Annotated in this window: 10 protein-coding genes and 1 riboswitch; of the genes, 4 read left to right on the plus strand and 6 right to left on the minus strand. The window is 45.0% G+C overall.

Annotated features, from left to right (window positions below):
- Positions 1-6: 6 nt before the first annotated feature.
- Entirely contained in the window at positions 7-1,026 is a 1,020-nt protein-coding gene (hemC, locus tag DLE54_RS10935) for a hydroxymethylbilane synthase (RefSeq protein WP_110817159.1), read from the minus strand.
- Positions 1,027-1,360: 334 nt separating this feature from the next.
- On the opposite strand from hemC, the gene argH reads away from it, so the two are divergent.
- Both argH and DLE54_RS10945 read left to right on the plus strand, forming a co-directional pair.
- Positions 1,361-2,746 (plus strand): argininosuccinate lyase, encoded by a 1,386-nt coding sequence (gene argH / locus DLE54_RS10940; protein WP_041773855.1) that lies wholly within the window; start codon positions 1,361-1,363, stop codon positions 2,744-2,746.
- Between the two features lie 27 nt (positions 2,747-2,773).
- Positions 2,774-3,073 carry an oxidative damage protection protein gene (locus tag DLE54_RS10945; RefSeq protein ID WP_110817160.1) on the plus strand — a complete coding sequence of 100 codons (300 nt, stop codon included), beginning with the start codon at positions 2,774-2,776 and terminating at the stop codon, positions 3,071-3,073.
- A gap of 84 nt (positions 3,074-3,157) precedes the next feature.
- Here DLE54_RS10945 and phoU read toward each other — a convergent pair whose 3' ends face one another.
- The 5 genes from phoU to pstS all read right to left on the minus strand — a co-directional run bounded on the left by phoU (position 3,158) and on the right by pstS (position 8,265).
- The gene (gene phoU, locus DLE54_RS10950; protein ID WP_110817161.1) at positions 3,158-3,907 is read right to left on the minus strand and encodes a phosphate signaling complex protein PhoU; all 750 of its coding nucleotides are present in this window, start codon (positions 3,905-3,907) and stop codon (positions 3,158-3,160) included.
- A gap of 87 nt (positions 3,908-3,994) precedes the next feature.
- Positions 3,995-4,906, minus strand: a complete 912-nt coding sequence (gene pstB, locus DLE54_RS10955) for a phosphate ABC transporter ATP-binding protein PstB (RefSeq protein WP_110817162.1) — start codon at positions 4,904-4,906, stop codon at positions 3,995-3,997.
- Between the two features lie 86 nt (positions 4,907-4,992).
- Positions 4,993-5,892: a phosphate ABC transporter permease PstA gene (pstA, locus tag DLE54_RS10960; RefSeq protein WP_011961480.1), complete on the minus strand. Its 900-nt coding sequence runs from the start codon at positions 5,890-5,892 to the stop codon at positions 4,993-4,995.
- Between the two features lie 147 nt (positions 5,893-6,039).
- Positions 6,040-6,990, minus strand: a complete 951-nt coding sequence (gene pstC / locus DLE54_RS10965; protein WP_110817163.1) for a phosphate ABC transporter permease subunit PstC — start codon at positions 6,988-6,990, stop codon at positions 6,040-6,042.
- Between the two features lie 108 nt (positions 6,991-7,098).
- A complete protein-coding gene (gene pstS / locus DLE54_RS10970; RefSeq protein ID WP_110817164.1) occupies positions 7,099-8,265 on the minus strand; it encodes a phosphate ABC transporter substrate-binding protein PstS in 1,167 nt (388 codons plus the stop codon).
- 490 nt (positions 8,266-8,755) lie between these two features.
- Here pstS and DLE54_RS10975 point away from each other — a divergent pair, with 490 nt between their 5' ends.
- Together DLE54_RS10975 and thiC are read left to right on the plus strand one after the other, a co-directional pair.
- A complete protein-coding gene (locus DLE54_RS10975) occupies positions 8,756-9,118 on the plus strand; it encodes a septal ring lytic transglycosylase RlpA family protein (protein ID WP_011961483.1) in 363 nt (120 codons plus the stop codon).
- A gap of 92 nt (positions 9,119-9,210) precedes the next feature.
- A riboswitch (TPP riboswitch) is annotated at positions 9,211-9,349 on the plus strand.
- A 288-nt stretch (positions 9,350-9,637) separates the two neighbouring features.
- Positions 9,638-11,638, plus strand: a complete 2,001-nt coding sequence (gene thiC, locus DLE54_RS10980) for a phosphomethylpyrimidine synthase ThiC (RefSeq protein ID WP_110817165.1) — start codon at positions 9,638-9,640, stop codon at positions 11,636-11,638.
- The last annotated feature ends 166 nt before the right edge of the window (positions 11,639-11,804 follow it).

Genomic DNA, 11,804 nt, shown 5'->3' on the forward strand with positions numbered 1-11,804 from the left:
CAATCATCACGCTTTGTCTTTATTGTTGTAAATGGTCGCTAATATACCATCTGCACCCAATGACAACAGCTCATCTGCCACATCTATACCCAATTGCTCAGCTTGTGCTTCACGGTCGGCTTGATTACCCATCAAAGCAATGCGCTTGTCAGCTTTAAGCAGAGTCGTTCCATCTTCTGAACCCACACGGCCACGTAGCCATAGGGTCTTGTTATGCGACCCTGTGTCGTCATTTTCAGCCCCTTTTTCAATGACAGCAAAAGCGGCAATCGGCACCTGACATCCCCCTTCCAAACGGCGGTTCAAGGAACGCTCTGCCATGAGACGAATACGGGCTTGGCCATCGTTTAATGGCTTTAATAAGCTCAATACCGCGTCATCATCGCTACGACATTCAATAGCTAAAGCGCCTTGACCCACGGCAGGCAAGCTGATATCGATATCAATCTCTTGTTTGATACGATCACTTAATTCAACACGCTTTAGACCACTGGTCGCCAAAATGATGGCGTCATACTCGCCGGCATCTAATTTGCTTAAACGGGTCTGAACATTGCCACGCAATGACTTAATGATTAAGTCGGGGCGATGTGCCTTTATCTGACATTGACGACGCAAACTGGCCGTACCCACTACTGCACCTTGAGGCAGCGCATCTAGTGAATCATAGGTATTTGACACAAAAGCATCGGTTGGGGTTTCACGCTTACAGTAAGTGCCCAAGATTAACCCTTCAGGCAAAACCATTGGCACATCTTTTAATGAATGCACAGCGATATCAGCACGGCCATCATACAATGCCTGCTCAAGCTCTTTAACAAACAACCCTTTACCGCCAATTTTCGCCAGCGGGGTATCTAAAATCTTGTCACCTTGAGTAACCATAGTCACTAGATTCACCTCCAAATCTGGATATAGCGACTCTAGACGTGCCTTAATGTGCTCTGCTTGCCACATGGCTAAGGGGCTTTTACGAGTGGCAATATTAAGGGTTTTTAATGAGGTGGTGTGGGCTGATGTGGTCATAAATATCTTTTATTAGTATAAGTAGAAGAAGAAAGTATAAATACCCTCATATTTAACCATAAATAAAGGGGTAATGCAGTGTTGATATGTTTGTGTGGGCGCTTAGCACTTAAGTTTCAAGGCTTAACGCACAAAACTGGGTGCTAAAAACAGCGGCGGCTTAACTAGCATGGCTGGCGTCTGGTTTGCTATACTGCTTTAAGTATTCTAACCGCTTTGTGCCCTTTACTGGATTTTAACCGATATGACTGCAAATAACGATTCGACCCCTCTTGCAACCGATACAGCCACTACTACTTCTAACGCCAAAGCTGGCAGTGGACAAGGCCAACAAATGTGGGGCGGCCGCTTCTCTGAGGCTACCGACAGCTTTGTTGCCGCCTTTACCGCCTCAGTAGGCTTTGACCAGCGCTTCGCCAAACAAGACATCCAAGGCTCTATCGCTCATGCCACTATGCTGGGTAAATGCGGTATCTTAACGCAACAAGAAGTAGACACCATTATCAGTGGTCTACATCAAGTGCAACAAGAAATTGATGCTGGTGAATTTAACTGGTCTATTACGCTTGAAGATGTGCACATGAATGTTGAATCTCGCTTGACCGACATTATTGGCACTGTGGGTAAAAAGCTGCACACAGGACGCAGCCGTAATGATCAGGTGGCCACCGATATCCGCCTATGGTTACGTCAAGAAGTCGATAACATTGTTGAGTTGTTGGTTAAATTACAATCAGGTCTACTGACTTTGGCGGAGCAGCACACAGATACCATCATGCCAGGCTTTACCCATTTGCAAACTGCACAGCCCGTAAGCTTTGGTCATCATGTATTGGCTTGGTTTGAGATGTTAAATCGTGACACAGAGCGTTTGATTGACGCGCGTCGCCGTATCAACCAAATGCCTTTGGGTAGTGCCGCACTTGCAGGCACTACTTTCCCTATCGACCGCACCATTACTGCTGAGTTGTTGGGTTTTGAAGGGATTTGTGAGAACTCTTTAGATGCCGTTTCAGACCGTGATTTTGCGATTGAGTTTACTTCTGCAGCGTCTATTTTGATGATGCATTTATCACGCATGAGTGAAGAAATCATCTTGTGGATGTCAGCGCAGTTCGGTTTTGTACAAATCCCAGACCGTTTCTGCACCGGCTCATCCATCATGCCGCAAAAGAAAAACCCAGATGTGCCAGAATTAGTGCGAGGTAAAGCCGCTCGCGTCTTTGGTCAACTCATCACGCTATTAACACTCATGAAAAACCAGCCATTGGCGTACAACAAAGACAACCAAGAAGACAAAGAGCCGTTATTTGATTGCGTAGATACCCTAACCGGCTCACTACTTGCATTTGTCGATATGTTGCCTAATATAGTACCTAATAAGGAAAACATGCGCGCCGCCACCATGAAAGGCTATGCCACAGCCACCGACTTGGCTGACTACTTAGTGCGCCGCGGCGTTGCTTTCCGTGATGCCCACGAGGTAGTGGGTAATGCTGTTGCTCTAGGTATTAAACAAGGTGTGGATTTAAGTGAATTAAAACTTGAGCAATTACAGCAATTTAGTGATGCTATTGGCGATGATGTATTTGATTATCTGACCTTAGAGGGTTCACTGGCTGCGCGTGACCACTTAGGCGGCACAGCGCCAAACCAAGTCATCCAAGCCGTGGCTCGTGGTCGCAAACGTCTGGAAAAATACAATAGCAATTTGAAATAATCAGTTGATAATTAATAGGATAATACAATGACAGCGACTTTTGACCCAAAAGCCAATATGGTATTTTGCCGTAAGTATCAGCAGGATTTACCAAAAATGCCAAACCCACCTTTTCCTAATAAAAAAGGAGAGGAGCTCCAAAACACGGTTTCAAAAAAAGCGTGGGATGAGTGGTTAGAGCTACAAACGATGCTGATTAATGAAAACCATTTAAGCATGATTAACCCTGAGGCCAAAAAATTCATCACCGAACAGCGTGAGAAGTTTTTTGACAACGCCGATTATGAGCGTCCACAAGGCTGGACACCTGAAGGTGACAACCAGTAAGCCGCTTACTTCGCCACAACTCAGTAATCAAAAAAGGAGCGCTCATTTGAGTGCTCCTTTTTTTTGGCAGACATGTTGAGCCTGTTAGTCGCCGCTATTGGTATTGGTGCGAGCCGCAATATTATTAGAGGCCTCTTGCACCGCTTGTTCCACGGTGACAAAGTCGGTATGGCGCACATCTTTGCCACTGGTGCAATAAATCACCAATTCAGCAATATTGCGCGCATGATCGCCTACCCGCTCTAACGCCCGCAGAACCCACAGAATATTAATAACTTTGGAGACATGACGGCTGTCTTCCATCACATAAGTCATTAATGAGCGGCTGGCCGACTGATACTCTTCGTTGACCACCTCATCGCTTTGCAGCACCATAAAAGCTTGTTCAGGATCCATGCGGTTAAAAGCATCCAGCGCATCCAATAACATCACTCGGACTTGATTGGATAAGTGCTGCACTTCAGAGTAGCCCCGCGGAGAGACGCCTTCTTTTTTAAGCTTGCAAGCCATACGCGCAATTTTACTGGCCTCATCACCTACCCGCTCTAAATCCACCACCCCTTTTGATAGGGCCATTATCAACCTTAAGTCGCTTGCGGCAGGTTGGCGTTTGGCAACCAATAAGATCACCTGTTCATCAACCTTAATCTCCATCTGATTAATTTGATGATCAGCTTCAATCACAGTAGAGGCCATTTCCTCATTACTATCGACCAACGCGTGCGTCGCTAAGGTGACCTGCTCAGCTGCCATACGACCCATCTTTAAAAATAAATCAATGCACTGATTTAGGTCATGGTCAAAGCTTCGAGACGAGTGCTTTTCAGTGAACATTGTAAGGCATTCCTAAAGTTGGAAAATATCATGCAAGGTAGTGATAGACAGGTAATCATAAAAACCCCAGTCCAAGTCTATGCTGTGTTAGCCATAACGGCCGGTAATATAGTCTTCCGTGGCTTTTTGAGCCGGATTGGTAAAGACTTGATTGGTCTCACCCATCTCAACCATATCGCCCAGATACATATAAACTGTGTAATCAGACACACGTGCCGCCTGCTGCATATTGTGGGTCACAATAGCGATGGTATAGTCGTGTTTTAAATCTTCAATTAAGTCCTCAATTGCACCAGTTGAGATAGGATCGAGGGCTGAGGTTGGCTCATCTAACAGCAATACCTCAGGCTTGGTTGCGACGCCGCGAGCGATACATAAACGCTGCTGCTGGCCGCCAGATAAGGATAGACCAGAGGCTTTTAGCTTGTCTTTGACTTCAGGCCAAAGGGCTGACTTTTTAAGCGCCCACTCCACACGCTCATCAAGCTCTGATTTGCTAAGCTTTTCGTACAAGCGCACACCAAACGCCACATTGTCATAAATAGACATCGGAAAGGGGGTGGGTTTTTGGAATACCATACCAACACGGGCACGCAGTAAGTTCACATCCACTGATTTATCTAAAATGTTTTTGCCATCAAGATTAATCAAACCTTCAGCACGCATACCAGGATACAGATCATACATGCGGTTAAAAGTACGCAGCAAAGTAGATTTTCCGCAGCCTGAAGGACCAATAAAAGCGGTGACTTTTTTCTCTGGAATATCGATATTGATGTTTTTTAGGGCTTTAAAATCGCCATAATAAAAGCTCAAATCACGCACCTGCATTTTAGCGGCTGGCATGTTGTCTGGTATATCCGCTAGCGTTTGCTGGTTAAAGCTTGTGGTATCCGGCTGAGCAATTTGGGCACCGGTAGTCATCGGCTGGCCCAGTAAGCTTGTCGCTTGCGTGCTGCTGGTTTTATTCACAGGTTTTCTCTTTAATGTATCACTCATAATTGTGTCCCATCTTGCGTGCAGTATGTGCTGTCATTGGTTGACTTAGTGCTTGTGCGTCATGTGTTGCTAAATTCAGTTTGGGCTTAGCGGCTTTGCTCTTTGCCACTGATTAAACGGGCCAAGATATTTAGTGTCAGTACCGTCATGGTAATAAGTAGCGCCGCCGCCCAAGCTAGTGTGTGCCAGTTATCATAAGGGCTTGAGGTAAACTGATAGATGGTATTGGGCAAATTGGCCATCGCCTGATTCATATCGGTACTAAAGAACGGGTTGTTAAAGGCGGTAAATAGTAAAGGCGCTGTCTCACCAGTAATACGCGCAAAGGCTAATAACACACCGGTCGTCAAGCCCACTCGAGCCGCTTTGACCGTCACTGTGGTAACCAGCTTCCATTTAGGGGTACCTAAGGCATAAGCAGCTTCGCGTAAAGTGTTGGGTACGAGGTTAAGCATGTTTTCTGTGGTACGGACCACAACTGGAATCACAATCAGTGCCAAAGCCAATGCACCAGCCCAACCTGAGAAGTGCTGACCTTTTACCATCAGCGCGTAGATAAATAGACCGATAACAATTGAAGGTGCCGATAATAAAATATCATTTAAAAAACGGGTTACTTTGCCAAGCCAGCTGCCTTGTGAGAATTCCGCCAGATAAATGCCGGCCATCATACCGATAGGCGCTCCAATAAATAAGCCTGAGAAAGCCAACATGATAGAGCCAACAATGGCGTTACGTAGCCCACCCTCAGTCTGTGGCGGCGGCGTGTCTGCCAAAAAGATCGGCATGTCTAAAACCGCTTGAGAGCCTTCAACAAACAAGGTAACTAAAATCCAAGCCAACCAAAACAAGCCAAATGCCATAGCAGAGATTGCAAAGCCCAAGCCAAGCTTATTAATAAAGCGGCGCTTACTATAAAGACCTTTGTTATAACGGCTCTCAAAACTTGAGGTTGAAATGGCAGTAGTGGCATTAGCAGAACGCATTGGCTTTTTTCTCCGTATTTATCAAAAACCACAACCGCGGCTTTGACAAACTTATATTCGGTCATTTAACTCGTTGAAATAAAAAATCGTTGGTAAACGTTGGTAAATACTGATAAACAGTGAAGACCTGGTCGGTGACTAGAGTGACTAATTGCCTGCTTTTTTGTCGATACGCATCAGCATAAGCTTTGAGATAGACAGTACAACAAAGGTAATAACAAACAAGATTAGACCCAAATGTAGCAACGAAGCTAAGTGTAATTCACTGCCTGCCTCCGCAAATTCGTTGGCCAAAGCTGAAGTGATGGTTACCCCTGAAGTAAACAGGCTTGGGCTAATGTTATAAGCATTACCGATTAAGAAGGTCACCGCCATTGTCTCTCCCAAAGCGCGGCCCAGACCCAAAATCACCCCACCGACTACACCCGCTTTGGTGTAGGGCAAGATAATTTTGAACATCACCTCCCACGTGGTCGCACCCATGCCATAAGCTGACTCTTTTAATAAGTCAGGTACGACGGAGAACACATCACGCATGGTGGCTGCAATGAAAGGAATGATCATAATGGCCAACACTAAAGAGGCGGTAAACATACCCAAACCAATTGGGGCACCAGCGAAAAGCTGACCCACCACTGGCAGTGGAGAGACATGCTCAATAAACCACGGCTGAATATAAGTGCTAAAAAATGGCACGAATACAAACAGCCCCCACATACCATAAATAATAGAGGGAATACCCGCCAGCAACTCAATAGCGATGCCCAAAGGACGCTTTAGAAATGCAGGGCACAGCTCAGTTAAGAAGATTGCAATACCGAAGCTGACTGGCACAGCGATTAAAATGGCAATAACTGAAGTGACCAAAGTGCCATAGATGGGCGCTAATGCGCCGTATTTATCCTCTACCGTATTCCAGTCATTACTGGTATAAAAGCCCAGGCCAAACTCTTGGATACTTGGCCAAGCTCCTATAATTAATGACAGTAAGATACCGCCTAATGACAATAACACCAGTATCGCAAATGCTTTGGTCGCATTAACGAATAAAAAATCATAACGCTTTTGTTTTGCTAACTGGGAGTGTAGATCTGCCATGACAGCCTCGTTTTATTGAATACCTAAATAACACCTAATCTAGCTGCTACTGCTTGCGTACCTAAATAACTGGGTATTTAGGTACCTAAACGTTAATACGAATATTGCTTACTGCGCTGGGGTATAAACTGGCTTGCCATCTTTATCCACAACTTCATTCCACTTAGCTTTGAATAAAGCCACAGCTTTATCTGAGAAGGGTACAAAGTCTAAGCTCATAGCATCTTCATCACCGCGGGTATATGCCCAGTCAAAGAAGTTAAGCACGCCGGCCACTTTTTTTGGGTTTTTTGGATTTTTGTGCACTAAGATAAAAGTAGCAGCAGCGATAGGCCACGCTTGATCGGTATCTGAGTTGGTAATAACCTTGTAAAAACCGTCTTGTTTTGACCAGTCAATATCACCGGCAGCGGCGAAAGTTTCAGCAGAGGGCTGTACGATATTGCCGGCTGCATTTTTCATGGCAGCATAAGACATGTTGTTTTGCTTAGCGTAAGCATATTCAACATAACCAATTGAGTTTGCCATACGACTGACATTGCTGGCCACGCCCTCATTACCCTTGCCGCCCACACCTGTCGCTGACGTTGGCCACTGCACGGTCTTATCAACACCGATGCTGTCTTTCCATTCAGGTGATACTTTGGCCAGATAGTCTGTAAAGTTAAAAGTAGTCCCTGAACCGTCTGAGCGAAACACTGTAGTAATCGCGGTGTCAGGTAGGGTCAACTCTGGGTTTAAGGCAGCGATTGCAGGATCATTCCACTTGCTGATTTTACCCAAGTAGATATTGGCTAACGTTTCGCCATCTAGCTTTAGTTCGCCAGGCTTGATACCTTCAACGTTGATAACAGGAACCACACCACCAATAACGGTTGGGAATTGGATTAAGCCCTCTTTTTCTAGCTCTTCAGGCGTCATTGGAGCATCAGAGGCACCGAAGTCTACTGTGTTTGAGACGATTTGCTTAATACCGCCTGATGAACCGATAGACTGATAATTCACCTGACCTTTGGTTTCTTTGTTGTAGTCCGCTGACCATTTGATGTAGATAGGCTGCGGGAAAGAAGCACCTGCACCGGTAATATTCATCTCAATGCCTTCAGCTGACTTGAACTCACCCGCTGCAGCAGACGCTGATTCTGAAGTATTTGCTGTGCTGGCTGCTGCCGAGCTAGCCGCTGTCGTATCATCAGCTGTTGCCGCTTCTTTCTTATCACAAGCAGTTAGGGCCAACATGCTGGCAACAGTGACAGCTAATAGTGAATAACGCATGGTCTCTCCTAAAGAGTAAAAAATGTTTTTATATAAAATATAAGAAATACAGAGACTTAATAACGGATAAAGCAAAGCGGCTTGATATAAATCACTGTAATTGACGACGCTTTTGTCGGTCTTGTATTGGATTGAACACATTTTGACGTCTAAATATGACAGTTTGATGAAATGAATATCTTTTGTAAGAAATAGGTAACTTCAAAAAAAGTCGGGTGAATAATGTTACGCAACTGTACTGCGCTGAACATTTGGCTATGACGGTGTTTGAACCTTACTGGCATAGCATAAGACGCTACTCGGTTAAGTATTCCTTACATTATCTTTAACCATTAGAAAGTATCGCTAAACTAATTACCTGTAGAATTAGCCCTCGATGTTTTGGTGCAGACAATTAGGTTTTGATCGCGGTTCACTGCTTTTCACAGTAACGCCAAGATTTTATTGCCATCACAGGTGCCAATCATTTATTCCATTACAGGTCCAATTTATGAAAAAGCTTTTTATGCCAGTTACCCTTCTATTAACCTTATTACTGAGTGCGCCTGCCAATGCTGGCCTTGCCTCTTGGTATGGTCCCGGGTTTCATGGAAAAAGAACCGCTTCCGGTGCTATTTATAATATGTACGCCATGACAGCCGCCCACAAATCATTGCCTTTTGGTTCAAAAGTAAAAGTTACTAACCTTAAAAATAACAAATCGGTGGTGGTAAAAATAACTGACCGTGGTCCTTTTGCGCCCGGCCGTATTATCGATTTGTCCAAGAAGGCCAACCAATCGCTAAATTGCAATCTTTGTAAAGTAACCGTTGAAGTATTAAGCAAGGGTGATGGCAAGTACCGCAAACAATAACTTTGTAAAACCGCAGCGCCCTAGAAAAAATTAAAATAATATTGAGGACTGTTATTGCTCTAAAAGTTTGATAAGATAGCCCTTGATAAAACCATTAAGACTCGGGGTGCAGACCTTGCGTTATCTGATAGCCGCTGAAATGCGATTATAGACAACCACGCGTTTGCTGAGACATCACCCGTTGAACCTGATGCGGTTAATACCGCCGTAGGAAAGTCATTGCAACTCCCCTATACCTTATTTTTATCACAAAAAACACAACGCTTATTACTATGACAGCCCTTGAGGGTTGTGAATTAATGCGTGCTCTGCGCTTAAGATAAATCAGTTTGGATGTATCTTATCTCAGGTTACTCTAAGCGTTATGAGTCAATGTGTTTGTGTTAAAAAAGAGGGATTCGCTTTGTTAAGCGGCAGAATCTGCACTCACTGAGTCTTTATTTTTACTACCGGTTTTTAGCCTTTTACCCTAAAAGCCTCTATGGCACCTTGCCATTAACAAAAAATAAGGACATTTCTATGAGTAATGAACAACACACCATTAAGACGCCAGCGCACCGTAATGTAAAGGATGAGCGCTTCGATGAAGAGGCTCGCGACTTAACCCGCAGCCTGCCGGCGTCAAGAAAAATATATATCGAGGGCTCTCGTCCTGATATTCAAGTGCCGATGCGTGAAATAACTTTAACCGATACGCCCACTGGCGGCTTTGGCCTAGAAAATGGAGAAAAGAACCCGCCTTTTTATGTCTATGACACTTCAGGCGTCTATACTGACCCGAGTGTCGATATTGACCTCACCAAAGGCTTACCAAAGCTACGTGAAAAATGGATTGAAGAGCGTGGCGATACCGAAGTTTTAGACGGATTATCAAGTAACTACGGTCAAGAGCGTGCACGTGATATTAAAACCGCCAACATCCGTTTTGCTCACATCGACAAACCACGACGTGCCAAAGCAGGCAAAAATGTTACTCAGATGCATTATGCGCGCCAAGGTATTATCACGCCTGAGATGGAATACATCGCCATCCGTGAGACCCAAAAGCAGCATGAATTAACCGATATGCGCCAACATGCCGGCGAGACCTTTGGCGCTAATACCCCCAAAATCATCACCCCTGAGTTCGTGCGTGATGAAGTGGCAGCAGGCCGTGCCATCATCCCGAACAACATCAACCACCCTGAATCTGAGCCAATGATTATTGGCCGTAACTTCTTAGTGAAAATTAACGCCAATATCGGTAACTCAGCGCTGGGCTCAAGCATTGATGAGGAAGTATCCAAGATGACCTGGGCTACCCGCTGGGGCGCCGACACCATCATGGATTTATCGACCGGTAAGAATATTCATGAAACTCGTGAATGGATTATCCGCAACTCGCCTGTACCCATTGGCACTGTCCCTATTTATCAAGCGTTAGAGAAAGTTGATGGCGTCGCTGAAGACTTAACGTGGGAGATTTTCCGTGACACGCTGATTGAGCAAGCTGAACAAGGTGTGGACTACTTCACCATTCATGCCGGCGTGCTACTGCGCTACGTGCCTTTAACCGCAAAACGTCTTACAGGTATCGTCTCTCGTGGTGGCTCTATCATGGCACAGTGGTGCTTAGCGCATCACAAAGAAAGCTTCTTATACACCCATTTTGAAGACATCTGCGAAATCATGAAGCAGTATGACGTGGCCTTTAGCTTAGGCGATGGCCTACGTCCGGGCTGTTTGCAAGACGCCAATGATGAGGCGCAGTTTGGTGAGCTCAAAACCTTAGGTGAGCTGACTCAAGTGGCATGGAAGCACGATGTACAGGTGATGATTGAAGGCCCAGGTCACGTGGCGATGAACCGCATTAAAGAGAACATGGATTTGCAGCTTGAGATGTGTTCTGACGCACCTTTTTATACCCTTGGTCCATTAACCACAGACATCGCGCCAGGCTATGATCACATTACCAGTGCTATTGGCGCCGCTATGATTGGCTGGTTTGGCACGGCAATGCTGTGTTATGTGACCCCAAAAGAGCATTTAGGTCTGCCTAATAAAAAAGACGTGAAAGATGGCATCATCACTTACAAAATCGCCGCTCACGCCGCTGACCTAGCCAAAGGCCACCCTGGCGCTCAGGCACGTGATAATGCGTTATCGAAAGCCCGCTTTGAGTTCCGCTGGGATGATCAGTTTAATCTAGCGTTAGACCCAGACACAGCTCGTGAATATCATGATGAAACGCTGCCTAAAGATGCACACAAATCGGCCCACTTCTGCTCTATGTGTGGTCCAAAGTTTTGCTCAATGAAAATCACCCAAAATGTGCGTGAGTATGCCGCAGGCCTGCCTACCGGCTCTGAGGTCACCCCAAGTAGTGGCGAATTATCTGATGAGGTGCATCTTATCAAAGAAGTAGACACTGAGCTTGTTGGTCAAGTCGGTGAAGCCAGTTTTGAAGAGGTACAAAAGGGCATGGCTCAGATGACAGAGAAGTATAATAGCGAGGGACGCCAGCTTTATAAGGAGGTTTAGTTTAATTACAAAGACTTAGAGCTACATTTAGTTTTATGGTAGCTAGAAAGTTAAATAAAAATTAAATAAATAGTGTTGCTATTCTGAAAAAAAGCGTATTATTTCAGAATAACAACACTTTTTTATACTTTGTTGTTAATTTTTTGTTTTTCTAAGCTATTTCTCT

This window comes from Psychrobacter sp. YP14 (genome assembly GCF_003209315.1).
Lineage (GTDB): Bacteria > Pseudomonadota > Gammaproteobacteria > Pseudomonadales > Moraxellaceae > Psychrobacter > Psychrobacter raelei.